We start from the raw sequence: 17,891 nt of genomic DNA on the forward strand, positions 1-17,891 counted from the left end.
TCCTCAGAGATCCAGTCCGGCGGCAACGTGACGAATACCGCGAATGCCCAAACCGGCATCGGCATTGATCATCACGCCACTCAATGTGCGATTGTTGCGCTTTGACGCCAGCATCACATACGGGCCGGTAAAATCCGCTGGCTCAGGAAAAAACTGCAACGGCAAAATGGCGGCGATTTTTTCCGGCGTCAGCGACTGCATAATCGACGTATCGCCCTGGCCCAGCGCCTGTGGGCCACGCAGATCGGTCGCCATACCGCACGGACCGACGCCGTTGACGCGCACCTTTGGCGCCAGCTCGTAGGCTAACTGGCGAATCAACCCGGTGGCGGCATGTTTAGAGGCGGTATACAACGGACCGCCGCCGCCGGGATACCACGCCGCGTTGGAAAGGGTAAAGATGATGTTGCCTTCGCTGGCGATAAGTGCAGGGGCGCAGGCTTTTGCACCCAGCAAATAGCCCAGCACGTTGACGTTAAACAGCTCATGAAAGCCGCTCTCCAGCGCGTCCGCTGGCGTATTGACCAGCGAGGCGTTGTGATCCCATATCCCGGCGTTGCCGATCAAACAGTCTAGGGTGCCGTAGCGCGCCAGAATTTGATCCACCGCGCGCTGATAGTCGGCGTAGCAGGTGACGTTGCCTTCTACTGCCAGCACATGTTCGCCAAAACGTTGGTGCAGGCTGGCGACTTTGGCTGGCGAAAGTTCCAGCGTGGCGACCCGCGCGCCTTCCTCAATGAAACGCTCGACCAGCGCCAGGCCAAGACCGGAGCCGCCGCCGGTGATAAAGACCACGTTATCGCGTAAATCGCTCATCTCGCGTCCTCTGGAATATCAACGAACACATCGCTACCTTCCACGTACACCGCGTAGGTGGTCAGCGGATCGGTGGCAGGTAAACACAACGCCTTACCGGTTTTCAGGCAGAAACTGGCGGCATGCAGCGGGCATTCCACCGTCGCGTCGTCTTCCAGATAACCTTCCGACATCGAGGCATTACCGTGGCTACAGCGATCGTTAATGGCATAAAACTCGCCGCCAACGTTGAACAGTGCGATGACGGGCGAGGTGTCGAGCCGGAGCGCTTCACCCTCCGGCAAATCCCCTACGGGGCAGGCATAAATACGACTCATCAGAACAATACACTCAGGTTATGGGAGGTGATCACCGCTTGATCCAGCACGATCTCACGCTCCAGTAAGCGCCACTCATCGCCCGGTAAACGGCGCACTTTGTCCATGCGCATGCCGACGTAAAAGGTTTCATCGCGCTCTTTTTGCGCGCGATACAGCAGATAGTTAAGGCGCACGGCGAATACATCCGGCACTTCGGTTTCACTGACCTGGCAGTTGCTGATCAGGTGTCGGGTACGCGACGGCGGCTCCTCTGCCCAGGCCATTCCGGTTTCCAGTCGCGCAATACGGCGTTCAAGCTGATCTTTATTGTCGTTAAAAATCCAGGTTGTTGGCGGCTGCACGCCTTTGCGACGATCGCGCGTCTGGGCATTGACCGTTGTGCGCATGGTATAGCGAATGTCGTCATCCAGCTGTGCCAGCCAGTCGCGAAACTGCCAGTCATCCAGCAGGCTGGCTTCATGGTAGAGAAACTGCGTAATGCGGTGATGCAGTTCCAGGGAAACTAAAGCACTCATTTCATCACCTCCTGCTGGTAAGCGGCGGTTTTTTCCTGCACTTCCTGCCAGCTTTCGCTGCTGAGTAAATCAGCCCAGCGCTGATACATGCCGCGGGCGGCGGTTTCTGAGAAGATGTAGTTGGTGATCCCCGGAATGCCGTCTTCACGACGTTTCTCCTGACCTAACCCCATTTCCAGGCACAGTTTGCTATTACGCGCCCGATGGCCCTTCAGAAGTTTTTGAATTTCACACCAGTTTTCCGAGTCGTCCTGCTCAAGGAATCCGGCGGGGCCAAAAGCGCGCGTAGCGCTGTTTTCAAATGCGGCTTTCACTTCATCAGAGGCGGCTTTATCGGTAATACAGAACGCCCACACTTCAACCTGATCAGGACCGCGCGGATGCCAGACGCGCAACGTAGCGGTACCATTGAGCCAGGAAAGCGTTGGAAAAATATTGTTGTGACCGGCCAGACGCAGAGCACGAACCTTACCCAGACGCTGTTCAGCTTCCGCGTAGGTGTCGCGGTAGTAGCTGGAGACTTCGCCGTCGACCCACACGTTGGCATCCGGCTTTTCGGTAAAGAAGAAGCCGCTGCCGTGCCCGTCCTGGCCGAACTGTAGTGCATCTTTGGCGGTTTCCCACACCGGGCGAGCGGTTTGTCCGTCACCGAGGCGTTTATCGCTACCGTCGTCTTTTGCCCCCAACACCTGCACAGCGGAGGCATGACTGAACAATGCGTGATACTGATCGCTGGCAAACTGTTCGGCGGGGAATTTCCAGTTACAGTCGATGGTCCACTTCTGTACGCCGCCGACGATTTCTGTGCCGCCTTCGCGGCGGTCAAGCATACCGTCGAGATACCACGCGATGTCGCCGAGATAATCGCGTAGCGTTGGCGCGGTGGTGTCCCAGTTGCCGAAAATCAGCCCTTTATAGCTCTCTACGCCAGGAACTTCGTTCAGTCCCCAGTGCGATTTGCATAGCCCTTGCGGGTAAGCGCGAGGCTCCAGCGGGACGTCGATCAGCTCGCCATTGATACCGTACGACCAGCCGTGATACGGGCAGGTAAAGGCGCGAGTGTTCCCGCAGTCGGCGTAGCTGACGCGCATCGCCCGGTGGCGGCACTGGTTGAGAAACGCTTTGATGCTGCCGTCTTTCTGGCGAACCACCACGACTGCATCCTCGCCCATGTAGGTGTTAAAAAAATCACCGGCTTTGGGGATTTGGCTTTCGTGGGCGAGAAATAGCCAGCAGCGCCCGAAGATGCGCTCCAGCTCCAGTTGGTAAATTTCTGTGTCAGTATAAATCCGTGGGGTTACACGACCGTTTTGCGTGTCGATCAGTTGGTAGATGTCTAAATTTGAGGGTGTGGTCATATTTTTTAATCCTGAAAGATAAGATGTATTGACCTTCTATTTTTGTGCCATAAGGATGTTGCTGGTTAGTTATCAATCTGTGAAATAGTAAATTTCTACCAGTTGAGACATTTTTTCGATAACAAGGAGAAGGGCATGGAACTGAGGCACTTACGCTATTTTGTGGCGGTGGCGCAGGCGCTGAATTTCACCCGGGCGGCAGAAAAGCTGCATACCTCTCAGCCGTCGTTAAGCAGCCAGATCCGCGATCTGGAAACCTGCGTGGGCGTTCCGTTACTGGTGCGGGACAAGCGAAAAGTTGCGCTGACGGCGGCGGGGGAGTGCTTTTTACAGGACGCGCTGGCGATCCTTGAGCAGGCGGAAAATGCCAAAGTTCGCGCCCGTAAAACGGGGCAGGAAGATAATCATTTCGCTATTGGTTTTGTCCCTTCCGCTGAGGTGAATTTGCTCCCGAAAGTGCTGCCCTTATTTCGTTTAAAACAACCGGATACGCACATTGAGCTGGTAAGCCTGATAACCACCGAACAGGAAGAAAGGATCCTCAACGGAGAACTGGATGTGGGCTTAATGCGTCACCCGGTGTACAGCCCGGAGCTGGATTATCTGGAGCTGATTCATGAGCCGCTGGTCGTGGTGTTACCGGTGAATCATCCGTTAGCCAATGAGCAAGCGATCTCCGCAGAACAGTTACACGGCGTAAATTTTGTCAGTACCGATCCCGCTTATTCCGGGGCGCTAGCGATGATTGTCAAAAACTGGTTTCAGCAGCAGAAAAGCCAGCCCAATATTGTGCAGGTAGCGACCAATATTCTGGTGACCATGAATCTGGTCGGCATGGGGCTGGGGGTGACTTTGATACCCGGTTATATGAATAATTTTAATACCGGGCAGGTGGTTTTTCGGCCTATTGTTGGTGAAGCGCCAACGCTGGCATTGTTGATGGCATGGAAGAAGGGCGAGCTAAAGCCCGCCCTGCAGCAATTCATCGAACTGGCACAACGCCAGAGGATAGAGTAAAGCGCTATTTCACGAGAACGGTAATCGTGGCTGTACCGCTAAATTTACCTGGGGCTGGCGTTCCACCGAGGAGATTGATCGGCCATGCCTCCAGGCTGATGACCCCCCGGCCGGAAGGATGGATACCGATTAACCCATTTGTGAACGGGATATTGATGTGGGTGTCGTCGATACGAGCCATTCTCACGCCGATGTCCGGGGTATTATCGGCCTCCCGGCGGCGGGCGACTAACGTGTACTGATCAAGCACATCATCGCCATCAATCCTCATTTCCATCTTATTGTTGATGCTTGATGTATCGCCACAGTCGTAGACAATATCAAAATTGACTGGTGTATAGCCGTCCGGCATCTCATTACGGGTAGTGAAACGGCTGGTGTTGATATAACCGAGATCGACCTGAATGACGTCGCCCTGGTTGATTTTACAGTCCTGAGGCACGGTGATGCTCCCCTGGATGTGCAGCTCGGCGATATTTCCCAGGCTGTTCATTGACGGAGGAGAGGTCGTCGTGCTCCATCCGGCCCGTACGGAGGCGATTTGGGTATCTGGAATCACCAGTTCACCTAAGAAGGGTTTGGTGACGTACAGCGTAAAACGGGTACGTGCGCCAATCGTCACCGGCGCGGCGCGATTCTCCGCCGGATCGTCGGTACACACGCTGCCTTTGGTGTTGTTTATTTCATACGAGCCGCTTTCTCTCAATGGGTCACGGTTTGTCGGTAAGACGGCTGTGGCGCCGGGAATATCGTCAACTTCGGTTTTAATATCCAGATTATCATTCAGATGGTAAAAGCCGCTGAGTTGACCGATTTTGGGTAGCGCGCTGGTGACCGTATAGAACAGCGCCACTTTGCTACCCGCGCCACAGTCGCAATCAATTTGATAGGCACCGCCCGAGAGCGGTGTCGGCAGCTCCAGCGAGGTTCCGGCGACGTTCTGGGCTTGTGTCCAGTCGCTGGAAACATCGGCGTTAAAGCGACCTGCTGCGGCGCAGGACCCGTTCTCCGCGTAGACCGGGGCGATAGATAGCGCCAGCAGCGCGGCGGCAATCCCATTTTTCATCCACGAATTCTTTATTGACATAGTGCGTTCCCATTTTGTATTGCGGCGCTGCGAGCGGCATCTTCCTGCAGGCTGAAGGTAAACTGGCACTGTTGATCAGGCTGATTGCCCCAGCGCACGGACCACCTCTGCGGCTGATTGTTCACGCCGGTGATATACAGCACGCCGCCTTCATCGACGATGCTTTGCTGCGTCTGGCTGCTGGCTACTGCGCCGAAGGGCAACGCATTCCCTCGCGCATCGGTGAGTTTCAACAGCACGCGGTAGCCGGTCTGGGCAATAAAGTGCGCCGTTACGGCGGCACCGCGATTAGGCACCACGGTACGCACGGTTTCGGTCACATCGACATTATCCGGCATCATAGTGGTATCGAGAGAGATAGCATTTTCCTGATACGCGGTCAGATAGGGGATAATGGCATAGCCAAAATAGTCGGTGGCGATGCCCGGATAGTTTTTCACCCGGATACCTGCCGCGCCGTTGGCGTCAATCAGCGCAAAGGCATTACCCAGCGGCTGCGACAGCGTCACGCCGTGGGGATGGGCGACAATACCGCCGGAGAGGCCGTAGCTCATCTGTTGGCTATTGCTGCTGTGGTCGTAGCCCGCATTCATGGTGCCATAGGCAGAGCGATAGCTGCCGTACAGGCTGCTGCTATCACCGCCGCCGCCTTCGCTTTGCCGCTGTTTGAGGCTATAGCTCAGTCGACGGTCTTCCAGCAGCGAGCCGTTGATACCCACTTCGTGCTGTGTGGCGCGATCGCGTTGATCGGTGGTGCGCCAGGTTGCCCGCGCATGCGACAGCCAGCGATCCAGCGGTACGCTCAGGCTGAGCGACAGCGTGCGATCGTTGTCGCTGTCCTGCGAATCGGTGAACTGGCCGCTGAGGTTATAGCTCACGCCCCATAGATTGCCGTTCAGGCCGATGGACAGGTTTTTATCCTGCCCCCCGCGATCCCAGTACTTCTGCTGCGAGCCGGAGGCGTAGAAGCTGATACCAGAAAACAGCGACTGGCTGACGGTGAACTGAGCTTCGTTGCGCAGGCGGTCGTCGGCGCTGATGTCCTTCTGGTTGGCGTCGGAGAAGTTGAAATAACCGCTGCTGGTGTAGTGATAGTAGCTTAGTGACACGCTGGTGCCGCTTTCCGGTAGATCTTTGATGTACTGGGTACGCCAGCTGTAGCCGTGATAGTTTTCATCGTTATCAAGCTGGGTATTCGCACGGCTGACATCCATTGATACCGCCCCAAGTTCGCCGAGCGTAGAGCCGAGACCCAGCGCCAGCGCCCGATAGTCCTGCGAGGCATTCAGGCCACCGTACAGGGTCAACACGTTGTTCAGGCCATAGCTGGCGGTGCTTTCAAGGAACTCCGGCTCGTTGCTGTCCTGAGAGCTGGCGGCGCGAAAGCGCCCGGCGGTGGCGCTGTATTTGAGATATCCCGGCCTCTGCATCTGCGGTAGCGCGGAGAACGGCTGGACGAAGTGTCGTACGCTACCGTCGGCCTCTTCGATAGTGACGTCTAAATCGCCGCTGAAGGAAGAGGGGTAGAGGTCGTTGATTTCAAAAGCGCCGGCTGGGACATTGCTTTGATACAGGGTGTAGCCGTTTTGCCGTACCGTGACGATAGCGCTGGAGTTGGCGATACCGCGAATGGTCGGCGCAAAGCCGCGCTGACTGTTGGGCAGCATGGTTTCATCGGAGTACAGCCGCATGCCGGTAAACTGATAGCTGGTGAATACCGTGCCTTCCGTTGCGCTCTCGCCCATTACCAGCTGCGATTTCAGACTTTTGATATCCCGCTGCAACCAGCTATTAATGCTCTCCCAGCGTGTGTCGTTATCGTTGTGCGTCCAGGTAGAATAATTGCGCAGCCGCCAGGGGCCGATATTGGCGCCGTTTTGCATATTCAGATACTGGCGCTGGGTGTTATCGCTATCGTATTGGTTCTGCGAGCCGCTAAAGGCGTAGTTGGTAAACAGCACCGGCATACCGTCGTCCCAGCGGGAGGGGTCAATATAGCCGCGGGCGTCGCGGTACAATGCAATCTGCGGCACGCTGAGATTCAGCCGGCTGTGGTTGAAGTCGAACTGAGAGACGCTGCCGGGGATGGCCTGCGCCAGATTGGCAATTATCGTACGGTTGTCCTGCTCCGCAAGCTGCGGATAGTTGTCGATCTTAAAGCCTAACTCACGTAGCTGCCCAAGGGTGAACTGAGGAATCAGCTGGTGATCTTTACCGGCGATGAACGGCAGCGTACGTTGTACCGTTTTCTTTTTATTAATATAAATATCAACAATATATTCACCAGGGAGCTGGGCGTTATTCTGAGAAAATACGTTGAGATCCACTGCCCGCTGGCCACTTTTCTCCGTTTCCAGCAGCGCCGGGTCAAAATAGAGATCGCTGGCCCAGGCCTGGCATGCGCTCAGGCATCCGCTGACAATCGCGCAATGTATCCAGACAGAGAGCCGTTTCGTGGTTAATAAATGCGGTGTTAATTGCACCATTTCGCTTGTCATTCCTTGAGAGCTATTATCGTGTGGTCAACGTGGGGTAAGGCTATTGCAGCGTTCGGGTTTCCGTTTTGGTGGCCCCGCCGTAGTCGTTAATGGCTGCCCACTGCACCGTTTTCCCTGCAGAAGCGGGAACCTCGATCTGTTTATGCTCGCCGGGAGCGATATAGTCGATTTTACTGGTGAGATCGGTTTTCCCGAGCGCAATACCGGCAAAGACGACGTGATAAGCCGATGGGTTATAGATGTCTAACTTATTATTGCTATATTTATATTCGAGAGATTTATAGGCATCGTAAGGTTTACCCGTTAAATTGGCTGGCCGATAGAACAGTTTGATACGCGTTTTAAATACCAGGGTCAGCATATTATTATCGCTGTCGGCAGACTGGCTTTTTGCCGGGATCGCGCGGACGTTAATAAAGAAAAGTGATTCTTTGTTATTAATGATTTTTTCAGATGATTTAATTATTCGTAGTGATGAATCGCTGCCCGAATCCAGACGAAATAGCGGTGGCGTAATAATAAAAGGACCACGCGCCGTTCCTTGCGCATTATCGACCCACGACTGTAATAAATAGGGCAGGTTCTCGCTGCGGTTAGCCACCGGCAGGGCGGCCTCTTTTTTCCCGGCATCGTAGATGACGCGAGTTCTCTCTAGCACAATTCCACCCGCGAGGCACTGGCTGACCCAGCCGCCAAGCAGCATCGATAATACGAGAATAGTGTGTTTTTTCATCACAGTCATCCTTAACCAGACGTCAGAAAACGTCTCTTTCCGTCCTTGCTGGAAGAAAAGAGACGACGTTCGGGAATTAGCGGTAGTCTATGGTGACATCCACGTTGGCGTTGGCTTCCCCAGGGGTGATCAGTGATGAGTCAACGGTGGAGACGTAATAGGCTTGCAGCCCTACGGTAGTGGTGCCATTGGCGTCCGGGGTAAAACTAACTTTCGGCGTGGTGAGCTTATTCAGCGACATTTGCTTGCCGTCGCTGGCTCTGTCGATACGGATACCCACGCCTGTTGCGGCGGTATCCAGGCCGCTAACGGCGACCAGAGCGTCGTGATCGGGCGCAGTCACGGTGCTGCCTGTGCGCGTTTCCAGCCACAGCTGGAACGAGTTGTCCGTTGTACCATCAACGTGTTTCCACGTGGTGGTTGGGCAATTTTTTAACGGAATATCAACCGTAATCGCCGGGGAGCGGTCGCCAATTTCTTTAAACTGCGCGGCGGCGTAGTGACCCAGTTCCACCTTGATGACGTCGCCATTAGAAAACTCACAGGTGCTGGTTAGAATTTCACCCGTAAATTCAATGGTGCCATCTGTCGCCCATGCGCTTCCCGCAGAAAGTGCTATCAGGCTAACTGCTATAGATTTTGTAATTTTGTTCATTAAATTCCCTCTTATCCGATAAACCTATTGACAATTAAATTTATGAAAACATACAGGTTAAAATTAATTGCGGGGCGATGGTATTCGATATTCGTGCATAAGCAAGTTAAGGCGTGATGTTTTCAGATTATATTTATTAAAAATAAGAAAATTAACTGTCATTGTATTAAATAATATTAAATTAGTGAGGGGTGAAATATTATAATAACGAATGTTTTTGCTAAGTATTATACTCGTGATGATATTAAGCCCTTGATATTTAGTTGCGTGTTTTTTAGCTAATTTTTCCCTTCCTTGCATTCCTGTTTACTCATCCCATTACATCTTCTGCTGTAAAATTGTACAGGTGTAAATGATTGTGGATTCGGATAGCCAACAGTGTTGGTTAAAAGTGATGTTTGTCACAATTATCTGGTAAATGTGAACAGTAGTACTCTTCAGAATGCGGCTTGTGTCATTAGACTAGGGCTTCTAAAACGGGAGGACCCATGGCTTTGCATTCCACGCGCTGGCTGGCGCTCGGTTATTTCACCTACTTCTTTAGCTACGGTATTTTTCTGCCTTTCTGGAGCGTCTGGCTCGAAGGGCTGGGGCTGACGCCGGAAACCATCGGTTTACTGCTGGGCGCGGGGCTGATTGCCCGTTTTCTCGGCAGTTTGCTGATTGCGCCGCGCGTAAGCGATCCCTCTCGTCTGATCTCCGCTTTACGTATTCTGGCGCTGTTGACGCTGGTGTTTGCGCTGGCCTTCTGGGCGGGCACCAACGTGGCGTGGCTGATGGTGGTGATGGTCGGCTTTAACCTGTTTTTCTCGCCGCTGGTGCCGTTGACCGACGCGCTGGCCAACACCTGGCAAAAACAGATAACCATGGACTACGGTCGGGTAAGACTGTGGGGATCCGTTGCCTTTGTGATTGGCTCCGCGCTGACCGGCAAGCTGGTGAGCCTGTTTGACTATCGGGTGATCCTGGTCCTGCTGTCGCTTGGCGTCGCGTCGATGCTATTGGGGATGATGATCCGCCCGAGCGTGCAGCCAGCGGGGGAAAACCGTCAGCAGGAGAGCGCGGGATGGCCCGCCTGGCGTGCGTTGATAACCCAAAGCTGGCGTTTTCTGGCCTGTGTGAGTTTGTTGCAAGGTGCGCATGCCGCTTATTACGGGTTCAGCGCCATCTATTGGCAGTCTGCCGGATATTCCGCTTCGGCGGTGGGCTATTTGTGGTCATTAGGCGTGGTGGCGGAAGTGATTATTTTTGCGCTCAGTCACAAGCTATTCCGCCGCTTTAGCGCGCGCGATTTGCTGCTGCTTTCCGCCGTTTGCGGCGTGGCACGTTGGGGGTTGATGGGCTGGAGCACTGAGCTACCGTGGCTGATCGTGGTGCAAATCCTCCATTGCGGAACCTTTACCGTCTGCCACCTGGCGGCAATGCGCTATATCGCGACGCGCCAGGGCAGCGAAGTGATACGTTTGCAGGCGGTGTATTCTGCGGTGGCGATGGGCGGCAGCATCGCCATCATGACCGTATTCGCAGGCTACCTGTACCAGAATCTGGGCAACGGTGTATTCTGGGTGATGGCGCTGGTGGCGCTACCGGCAATCTTTCTGCGCCCGAAGGTGGTGGCGCAGCCTGCAACGTTATGATTCGAGGATTTTGCGGATCTGCTGCTGCTGATGCGGCGTAAGTGCCAGATCCGCATGAATCAACGGCGGTGAAAACAGCGGCAGCGGCGTGGTATACGGCGTAATAATCAACGTGACTCCGCGCGGCGTACCCTGTTTTTGAAAGTCCTGCATCGGCATATGTTTTACGTTGAGCGGCAGCAGCGTCAGTTCGCGCAGCTGTTGCTCAATATGCGCTTCAAGTTGTTCATTGTTGCCGGTCAGCAGGATAATCTGCTTCTCGTGCAAATCCTTCTCCTGCATCAGCCAGGCACCGAAAATAACGGCGACCAGCCCGATCTCTTCTTCTGAAAACTGCACATCGTACTCCGCTTCGAAGCCATGTATCGCCTCGCGGGTAGTACGAACCAGACGGGGATAAAGTCGGCTGAACTCCTCCGGCAGCGTGTTATCTATGCCAATGGCAAACACGCTGCGGTTAAGCGCCTGGGCAAGGTGAATATACAGCTGATCGTTCAGTCCTTGCTCATCGCTGAAACGCACATTGCCATACTCGCGAAAACGCAGCACCAGCCGTGCAATAGCAAGGCGCAGGCGACGATCCTGCTGGTGGTTATCGCGCACGGGGTCGGGGATACGGAGCATTGAGAACAGCAACGCCATAAACAGCGATTCGCCCGGCGGCGCACTCTGCATGACGTGGCGCTGCCAGTGGCGGCCAATTTCCTCAGCGAGCGGATACTCTGCGCAGGATTGCGCCCAGCGTTGCTGGAGCGGATTAAATTCCGGGGTGACTCCCGCGTGATGCTGTAGCAGACAATACTGTAAATACAGGCGCAGGAACTGGATGTCACGGTACTCAAACGGCTTCTGCAAGCGCCGGGAGCACAGATTAATGAGCGCATGCAGATTGGTGTCGTCATACAGCGAACGCGCGATACCTTGTTGTTTTAGCGCCATTTTTAATGCGGGTGTGAAATGCTGGGCGATAAAAGTCGGGCAGATCCGCAGACCGCGGCGCAGCCACTGCAACAGACACAGGCGCTGATTTAGCGGGGTCCCTTCGATCGTATAGCCGCCATTCAGCGCGGTGGTAATCGCGAGCCGGTGATAGCGCTGGATTTCGAGTCCTGCGCCAATAATATCTTCCTCAACAGTGGCATCATCAACGCCATTTAGGCGACTGAAGGTTTGAGCTGTAGCGATTTGCCCTGGCAGGAAAAGCGTCAGCAGCACCTGGCAACGGCGCTGGGGAGCGGAAAGTACAGATGGTGGAGCAAGCGTTGACATCATCTGTAGGATCTCCCGTAAGTATGTTTGATAAGAATAGCTAAAGTTTGCTCATAGATTTGGAGAATGGAATGCTTTCCACCAGGAATGCTGGAGAGCGTCACAGAATTTTTAACGTGCGGAACAGATAGCAGGAGTGGAACGCAGCGCGTTAACTGGCTTTTTCACTGTTTTATCTTCTATTGAGACATAAAAAAAACCCGCCTGAGGGTGACGGGTTGAGAAGACGAGTGGAAATGCGCGGTCTGGTGTTACTGCTCGCGGCTCAGCGTTAATCCCACATCACCGCCGGGATGTACAGACAATAGCGTCTCTTTTGAGTAACCGCTTTCGCTCATCAGACAGGCGCAGGCGGCGTCAAAGATAGCCAGGACCAGTAAAATTGAGGTGGTGGCCAACATGTTCAACGGGTCGGCCTCACGCTGGACGCCGGTGGAAATCACCAGCCTTGACGCTTTAGCAATGGCTGAGTCGGCGTTTTCAGTCACGCTCAGGATGGGCACATTTCTCGCAGCCAGCCCGGGCAGCAGTCGGGTGAGTTCATCCGAATTTCCCCCGCGTGATAGCATAATGACCAGGTCGTCGGCGCGTAAAAAACCGAGATCGCCATGCGCCGCATCCGTCGCGTTGAGGTAAATCGCCGGACGTTCCACGCAGGCGAGCATGTGCGCAACTTTACGCGCCGCAATACCGGATGTACCGACGCCAGTGACGACGATTTTCCCCTGGCAACCGCGCAGCTCCGCCATTAGCGACTGCCAGACAGGTTCAGTCAGATGTTGTCCCAGACCTGCGAGGGCATCGCTATAGAGCTGAAATACGCCGGTGGCCTGAGACCAGGAGTCACTCATGCGTCCTCCTGCATCAGTTGGCGGTATTTCATATGATCCTGATACATCTCGTGGAATACCCGATATTTGCGATCGTAGTACTGCTTAATGCGATTGGTCTGCGGGGTGACCGTTTTACCAATCCGGCTCATTGCCGACATCGCTTCCGGGAACGTGTCGAACACGCCTGCAGCGATAGTCCCCATCATGGCGCCGCCCAGCAGCATGGCTTCGCTCTCTTCAGGCAGCAGCATGGCGCAACCGGTGGCGTTGGCATGCTCCTGAACGAAGATCGGGTTTTTCGTCCCGCCGCCGCTGGCCATAATCGTATCGATGGTGTAGCCGCTTTGGTTCATCGTTTCAATGATATGGCGCGTTCCCAGCGCAATGGCCTGGATGGTTGCGAGGTACTGGAGCGCCATATCTTCCGGCGTGCGGGACAGCTTCAGTCCGGTGATTGCTCCCGTGAGCGTGGGGTTAGCGCGCGGCGAGCGGTTGCCGTGGAAATAGGGCAGGATGTGCATGTCACGGGTCAAAAAGGCGATATCTTCCGGCTCACCAGCCATTTTGCGCAGCAGCGCATTCAGCACTTCATAAATGGTTTGCCCCTGAGACTTAGCCTGCGTCAGCAGGGTTTCGTAACACGGATGCGACTGAATAACGTGGTCGATTAACGCCCCGGTTGCTGATTGTCCGCCTTCATTGAGCCAGTATTCCGGCAGTACGGCTGAGTAGTAAGGGCCCCAGACGCCGCCGATAAAACGCGGCTCTTTGGAAATTGCCATGTGTCCGGTGGAGGTGCCACCAATTAGCGCGACACGACGGTCAAAATCCGCCACCTCGCCGGAAACACCGCTTGCGCCGAGCGTACCGAGTGTGCCGGCGTGGGCATCGATTATCGAGACGCTGACTGCGGTCCCCGGAATCAGTCCCATTTCGCTGGCGGCGCGCGCGGACAGCCCGTGACCGAGCGGTTCGCCCATGGTTTTCACGTAGCGACCAATTTTGGCAGCATCATGTTCCAGCAGGTCTTCCAGCCCAATCTGGCGGAAATAGCTGGCATCCCATTTGTCTTCATGGCCCATATAGGTCCATTTACACACTGTCGAACACAATGATCGTGTGTCATCGCCTGTTGCGCGCCAGGTCAGGAAATCAGGCAGATCAAAGTAGTAACCCGCATTGGCCCAGGTATTGGGCATATGCTGCTTCAGCCACAGCAGCTTGGGCGTTTGCATTTCCGGGGAGATAATGCCGCCAACGTAGTCCAGCACCCGATGATGCAGGGCGTTAATGCGTTCAGCCTGGGTAATGGCGCGGTGATCCATCCACACAATGATGTTCTGTTCGCTGCGCCCGGACGGGCTGATGGTCAGCGGTTTACCTTCTTTATCCAGCACCACCAGTGAGCAGGTAGCGTCAAAGCCCAGACCTTTCACCTGGATTGGGTTGATATCCGACTGGTTAATCGCATCGCGAACCGCGTTACACACCGCCTGCCAGATGTTATCGGAAGACTGCTCAACAAAATCGGCCTGCGGGCGGTAAATCTCGATAGCCCGACTGGCCTGGCCGACCATTCTGCCGTTGAGATCAAACACGCCGGCACGGGCGCTTCCGGTTCCGACATCCACACCAATAAAGTAACTTGCCATAATTTTTTCTCCTGAAATCAGGCTTTACGATTCTGTAATGCGATAAAGAGGATCAGCACCGCGCCCCACAGGGCCATCGTCAGATAGCTGCTGACCCCCAGCAAGTTAAGGCCGCTTTCCAGCATTTGCAGCACAATCAGCGCCAGTACCAGGCCGATAATGCGCCCGAAACCGCCATCCGGGTTGATGCCGCCGAGGACGGAGGCAAGGATGGTGACCAGCAGGTATGACTCACCGTATCCGGCTTTTGCCGAGTTGAATTTTGCCATCATCAGAATGGCGGCGACCCAGCCGAGCAGGGCAGAAATCACGTACACGGAAATTTGTACCCGGACGGTATTTACGCCGCTGTAGCGGGTAGCCTGTTCATTGGAACCCACGAGATACAGACTGCGCCCAAGCGTGGTGTGCTCCAGCAGTACCCACAGCAGGATTGCCACCAGGAAAAAGAGCAGCAGCGCTACCGGAATACCGGCAATCGTGGCGTTACCAAGATATTGAATGGCGGTCGGGAAACCGGAAATCACTGTCCCATTGGAAAGCAGAATATTCAGCCCGGAGATAAGCGTCATCGTGCCGAGCGTGGCGAGAATCGGCGAAACCCCGACCCAGGCAATCAGCGCGCCGTTGAGCGTACCGATTGCGACCGCCACGGCAGCGCCTGCCAGCAGCGCCAGCACCAGAAACAGCGGGTTATCCGGATGGGTGACGATAATCGCCGCCATTACCAGCGAGCAGGCATTCGCTCCTGCAATTATCGACAGGTTTATGCCGCCGGTCAGCATGGTCATGCCCATCCCGAGGGCCAGCATGCCAAGGATCGGCAGTTGCGAGCCAATCGACTGGAAGTTAGCGACGCTGAAAAAACGGCTGCCGAGCAGGGCCGAGAAGACCAGGGCGACGACCACAATAATGACGCATTGCAGACGAATGATGGCATCACCGGGTAAAAATCTGGCGATTGTTTTCATCTCAAAGCTCCCTTGCCAGTTTGCGTTTTTCGTTCCAGGCCGTGGCGCTAATGCTGACCAGGATAATGGCGCCGCTGAACACGGTGTGCCAGTAAGAGGAGACGCTGAGCAGCGTCAGGCCATTTTGTAAGAAGGCCAGCAGAACCACGCCGAGCAGTGTTCCGGTTAATGTGCCGCGTCCGCCGCTCATGCTGGTTCCGCCGAGCACGACCGCCGCCAGCACCGTCAACTCAAAGCCGAGCAGCGAATTGGGCGCAACTGACTGGGTGATTTGCGCCTGAACCACGGCGGCAACGCCTGCCAGAATGCCCATGTAGCCATACACGTAGAAATGCAGCTTCAGCAGATTCAGCCCCAGGCGCGAGGCCGCATCACGATTACCGCCCATGGCGTAAACCTGACGGCCAAGACGGGTATAGTTCATCAGCACGGCGGTAAAGATGATCACAGCCGCCAGGCACAGCAGAGGCAGTGTCAAGCCGTAGTCGTAGCCATCCGCCGCGGTGAACGAGAACCAATTGATGCCGTTCATAAACCAGTCCGGAAAGCCGTACAGCCAGGTGCCTTTGGTGGCGTACACCAGCAGACCGTAGTAAACGTTCAACGTGGCGATGGTAATGATGATGGCCGGAACGCGCAGCCAGTAGACCAGGAAGCCATTAATAAGTCCAAGCAACAGGCCCACCGCAATCGCGATGATTAACGCCAGCGCGAAGTTGCCGCCGTGGCCGATAACCCAACTGGCCATCGCATACTGGGCTATCGCGGTCATCGCCGGAAATGAGATGTCGATCCCGCCGGAAATCAGTACCACAAACAGCCCGCAGGCAAGGATGCCGAGAATCGCATAGCTGGTAGCCACATCCGTCAGGTTCCCCAAAGACAAGAACTCATCGGTGCTGATGCTCAGCCCAACGGCAAGGGCCACAACCAGCAGGCCCAGCCAAAATTCATGTTGCCCGATTAAACGGGAGAGATGCATCTTATTCATTGATTACCTCGACCACTTCAGCAATCTCCTCTTCACGGCACTGATGAGGATTAAATTCCGCCACCAGCCTGCCGCGACGCATCACCAGCACGCGGTGGCTGTTGTAATACGCTTCCGGGATTTCATCGCAAATCATCAGCACCGCCATACCCTGTTCCGCCAGATCGCGGGCTATCTGGTAAATACCCTCTTTGTTGGCGATATCTACGCCTACGGTAGGGGAGTCGAGGATCAGGATGCGGGGATTAGTCGCCACCCATTTGGCAATGGCGATACGCTGGGCATTACCGCCGGAAAGGGTTTTAACCGGCAGGTGTGGATCGGACACTTTGATATTCAGCTCGCGGATCAAGTCGGCGACCAGCTTTTGCGCTTTACGATGATCGAGCAGGCCGCTGCCAGTATGCAGTTGATCAAACACCGTGACGATGGTGTTGTCGTAGATCGACTGCTCCATGATCAGCCCCTGCGTCAGGCGATCTTCTGAGACGTAGCCGATCCCATGTTTGATGGCATCATGGTTATTGCGAAGAGTGACCGGCTGGCCGTTAATGCGAATCTCACCGCTTTCTGGGTGCGTCATGCCAAACAGGCTCAGACAAAGTTCGGTGCGTCCGGCGCCCAGCAGCCCCACAATGGAGACAATCTCGCCGCCGTGCAGCGACAGATTAATGTTTTGGTATTTGCCTCTGCGGCTGAGGTTGCGCAGCTCCAGCAGGGGCTCTTGCTCAATAGCGGGTCTTTCCGGCAGCGGGCTATAGTGGAAGCGTTGTCCGGTCATCAGGAAAGCCAGCTCGTGGCTGTCGAGTTCGCTGGCAGGATAAGTGCCCACCAGTTTGCCGTCGCGCATCACGCTGATGCGGTCAGCCACTTCCATCACTTCATCCAGACGGTGGCTGACAAACACTACACAAATTCCGGCAGCTTTTAGTTCGTTAACGACCCGTAGCAGGCCATTAACCTCCTGACGGGTTAGTGAGGCGGTAGGCTCGTCCATAATCACCAGACGCGCATCGGCGGCAATCGCCCGGCAAATGGCGACCAGTTGTCGGTCGGCAATCGAGAGTTTTTCAACCTTTTTATCGGGATCGATGTTCACACCGATGCGCTTCATGGCTGCCAGCGCCTGCTGCTTCATGGCGCCACGACGTACCCAGATATCGCCACCGGGCAGATAGCGGTTGACCGCGATATTCTCCGCGACGCTAAAGTTAGGGAACAACGACAGGTCCTGGTAAATAACCTGAATGCCATAATGGGAAGAGAGCTGCGGCGTCAGGTGATGGAACAATTTGCCATCGAGTAAAATCTGCGCGCCTTTTTCCGGATGATAAACTCCGGAGATCACTTTAATAATGGTACTTTTACCACAGCCGTTTTGACCCGCCAGACAGTGAACTTCGCCTTTTCTCAGCGTCAGATTCACGTTATCCAGCGCCAGCACGCCCGGGAATTGTTTGCTGATATTCTCAAGAGTGATAAATGCGGTGGTGTCTGCCATGGACAATACCCCTGCGAGCGCCCGGATGGACGCTGAGT

At 55.0% G+C, this 17,891-nt stretch carries 16 protein-coding genes; 2 read left to right on the top strand and 14 right to left on the bottom strand.

What is annotated here, in order from left to right; all coding sequences use genetic code 11:
- Positions 1-3 precede the first annotated feature (3 nt).
- The 4 genes from hcaB to hcaE are packed head-to-tail and all read right to left on the bottom strand — an operon-like array spanning position 4 to position 3,009.
- A complete protein-coding gene (hcaB, locus tag HV345_RS06775; RefSeq protein WP_016157151.1) occupies positions 4-816 on the bottom strand; it encodes a 3-phenylpropionate-dihydrodiol/cinnamic acid-dihydrodiol dehydrogenase in 813 nt (270 codons plus the stop codon).
- Entirely contained in the window at positions 813-1,133 is a 321-nt protein-coding gene (hcaC, locus tag HV345_RS06780) for a 3-phenylpropionate/cinnamic acid dioxygenase ferredoxin subunit (protein ID WP_016154025.1), read from the bottom strand. Before hcaC ends, hcaB begins: the two co-directional genes overlap by 4 nt.
- A complete protein-coding gene (hcaF, locus tag HV345_RS06785) occupies positions 1,133-1,651 on the bottom strand; it encodes a 3-phenylpropionate/cinnamic acid dioxygenase subunit beta (RefSeq protein ID WP_016154024.1) in 519 nt (172 codons plus the stop codon). The genes hcaC and hcaF overlap by 1 nt, the downstream gene beginning before the upstream one ends.
- Complete coding sequence (gene hcaE / locus HV345_RS06790) at positions 1,648-3,009, bottom strand: 3-phenylpropionate/cinnamic acid dioxygenase subunit alpha (protein WP_181636413.1); 1,362 nt, start codon at positions 3,007-3,009, stop codon at positions 1,648-1,650. The genes hcaF and hcaE overlap by 4 nt, the downstream gene beginning before the upstream one ends.
- A gap of 135 nt (positions 3,010-3,144) precedes the next feature.
- On the opposite strand from hcaE, the gene hcaR reads away from it, so the two are divergent.
- On the top strand, positions 3,145-4,026 hold the full coding sequence (gene hcaR, locus HV345_RS06795; RefSeq protein WP_181636414.1) for a DNA-binding transcriptional regulator HcaR: 882 nt from the start codon (positions 3,145-3,147) through the stop codon (positions 4,024-4,026).
- Positions 4,027-4,030: 4 nt separating this feature from the next.
- On the opposite strand, the gene HV345_RS06800 is transcribed toward hcaR, so the two are convergent.
- From HV345_RS06800 to HV345_RS06815, 4 genes are all read right to left on the bottom strand, one after another.
- A complete protein-coding gene (locus HV345_RS06800) occupies positions 4,031-5,113 on the bottom strand; it encodes a fimbrial protein (protein WP_181636415.1) in 1,083 nt (360 codons plus the stop codon).
- Positions 5,104-7,599 carry a fimbria/pilus outer membrane usher protein gene (locus HV345_RS06805; RefSeq protein ID WP_181636416.1) on the bottom strand — a complete coding sequence of 832 codons (2,496 nt, stop codon included), beginning with the start codon at positions 7,597-7,599 and terminating at the stop codon, positions 5,104-5,106. The genes HV345_RS06800 and HV345_RS06805 overlap by 10 nt, the downstream gene beginning before the upstream one ends.
- A 52-nt stretch (positions 7,600-7,651) precedes the next feature.
- Positions 7,652-8,344: a molecular chaperone gene (locus tag HV345_RS06810; RefSeq protein WP_181636417.1), complete on the bottom strand. Its 693-nt coding sequence runs from the start codon at positions 8,342-8,344 to the stop codon at positions 7,652-7,654.
- Between the two features lie 76 nt (positions 8,345-8,420).
- On the bottom strand, positions 8,421-8,999 hold the full coding sequence (locus tag HV345_RS06815) for a fimbrial protein (RefSeq protein ID WP_181636418.1): 579 nt from the start codon (positions 8,997-8,999) through the stop codon (positions 8,421-8,423).
- 488 nt (positions 9,000-9,487) lie between these two features.
- On the opposite strand from HV345_RS06815, the gene HV345_RS06820 reads away from it, so the two are divergent.
- Entirely contained in the window at positions 9,488-10,636 is a 1,149-nt protein-coding gene (locus HV345_RS06820; RefSeq protein ID WP_019077391.1) for a 3-phenylpropionate MFS transporter, read from the top strand.
- Here the strand turns inward: HV345_RS06820 and csiE are convergent.
- From csiE to HV345_RS06850, 6 genes are all read right to left on the bottom strand, one after another.
- On the bottom strand, positions 10,631-11,908 hold the full coding sequence (csiE, locus tag HV345_RS06825; RefSeq protein ID WP_181636419.1) for a stationary phase inducible protein CsiE: 1,278 nt from the start codon (positions 11,906-11,908) through the stop codon (positions 10,631-10,633). The two genes, HV345_RS06820 and csiE, sit on opposite strands and share 6 nt — an antisense overlap.
- A gap of 248 nt (positions 11,909-12,156) precedes the next feature.
- Positions 12,157-12,756, bottom strand: a complete 600-nt coding sequence (locus tag HV345_RS06830; RefSeq protein ID WP_047358248.1) for an SIS domain-containing protein — start codon at positions 12,754-12,756, stop codon at positions 12,157-12,159.
- On the bottom strand, positions 12,753-14,390 hold the full coding sequence (locus tag HV345_RS06835) for an FGGY-family carbohydrate kinase (RefSeq protein WP_003847100.1): 1,638 nt from the start codon (positions 14,388-14,390) through the stop codon (positions 12,753-12,755). Before HV345_RS06835 ends, HV345_RS06830 begins: the two co-directional genes overlap by 4 nt.
- 17 nt (positions 14,391-14,407) lie before the next feature.
- On the bottom strand, positions 14,408-15,361 hold the full coding sequence (locus HV345_RS06840) for an ABC transporter permease (RefSeq protein ID WP_003037658.1): 954 nt from the start codon (positions 15,359-15,361) through the stop codon (positions 14,408-14,410).
- Between the two features lies 1 nt (position 15,362).
- Entirely contained in the window at positions 15,363-16,352 is a 990-nt protein-coding gene (locus HV345_RS06845) for an ABC transporter permease (protein WP_008785467.1), read from the bottom strand.
- Positions 16,345-17,853, bottom strand: a complete 1,509-nt coding sequence (locus tag HV345_RS06850) for a sugar ABC transporter ATP-binding protein (RefSeq protein ID WP_016154014.1) — start codon at positions 17,851-17,853, stop codon at positions 16,345-16,347. The genes HV345_RS06845 and HV345_RS06850 overlap by 8 nt, the downstream gene beginning before the upstream one ends.
- Between the last annotated feature and the right edge of the window lie 38 nt (positions 17,854-17,891).

Origin of the sequence: Citrobacter sp. RHBSTW-00986, from assembly GCF_013783065.1 — a bacterium.
Taxonomy (GTDB): Bacteria; Pseudomonadota; Gammaproteobacteria; order Enterobacterales; family Enterobacteriaceae; genus Citrobacter; species Citrobacter braakii.

What these genes read in the sequence shown, in the direction of transcription:
- HV345_RS06820 (WP_019077391.1), top strand. Translation starts at nt 9,488, where the DNA reads ATGGCTTTGCATTCCACGCGCTGGCTGGCGCTCGGTTATTTCACCTAC.
- HV345_RS06830 (WP_047358248.1), bottom strand. Translation starts at nt 12,756, where the DNA reads ATGAGTGACTCCTGGTCTCAGGCCACCGGCGTATTTCAGCTCTATAGC.
- HV345_RS06815 (WP_181636418.1), bottom strand. Translation starts at nt 8,999, where the DNA reads ATGAACAAAATTACAAAATCTATAGCAGTTAGCCTGATAGCACTTTCT.
- HV345_RS06835 (WP_003847100.1), bottom strand. Translation starts at nt 14,390, where the DNA reads ATGGCAAGTTACTTTATTGGTGTGGATGTCGGAACCGGAAGCGCCCGT.
- HV345_RS06850 (WP_016154014.1), bottom strand. Translation starts at nt 17,853, where the DNA reads ATGGCAGACACCACCGCATTTATCACTCTTGAGAATATCAGCAAACAA.
- hcaF (WP_016154024.1), bottom strand. Translation starts at nt 1,651, where the DNA reads ATGAGTGCTTTAGTTTCCCTGGAACTGCATCACCGCATTACGCAGTTT.
- HV345_RS06800 (WP_181636415.1), bottom strand. Translation starts at nt 5,113, where the DNA reads ATGTCAATAAAGAATTCGTGGATGAAAAATGGGATTGCCGCCGCGCTG.
- csiE (WP_181636419.1), bottom strand. Translation starts at nt 11,908, where the DNA reads ATGATGTCAACGCTTGCTCCACCATCTGTACTTTCCGCTCCCCAGCGC.
- HV345_RS06845 (WP_008785467.1), bottom strand. Translation starts at nt 16,352, where the DNA reads ATGAATAAGATGCATCTCTCCCGTTTAATCGGGCAACATGAATTTTGG.
- hcaE (WP_181636413.1), bottom strand. Translation starts at nt 3,009, where the DNA reads ATGACCACACCCTCAAATTTAGACATCTACCAACTGATCGACACGCAA.
- HV345_RS06805 (WP_181636416.1), bottom strand. Translation starts at nt 7,599, where the DNA reads ATGGTGCAATTAACACCGCATTTATTAACCACGAAACGGCTCTCTGTC.
- hcaR (WP_181636414.1), top strand. Translation starts at nt 3,145, where the DNA reads ATGGAACTGAGGCACTTACGCTATTTTGTGGCGGTGGCGCAGGCGCTG.
- hcaC (WP_016154025.1), bottom strand. Translation starts at nt 1,133, where the DNA reads ATGAGTCGTATTTATGCCTGCCCCGTAGGGGATTTGCCGGAGGGTGAA.
- HV345_RS06810 (WP_181636417.1), bottom strand. Translation starts at nt 8,344, where the DNA reads ATGAAAAAACACACTATTCTCGTATTATCGATGCTGCTTGGCGGCTGG.
- HV345_RS06840 (WP_003037658.1), bottom strand. Translation starts at nt 15,361, where the DNA reads ATGAAAACAATCGCCAGATTTTTACCCGGTGATGCCATCATTCGTCTG.
- hcaB (WP_016157151.1), bottom strand. Translation starts at nt 816, where the DNA reads ATGAGCGATTTACGCGATAACGTGGTCTTTATCACCGGCGGCGGCTCC.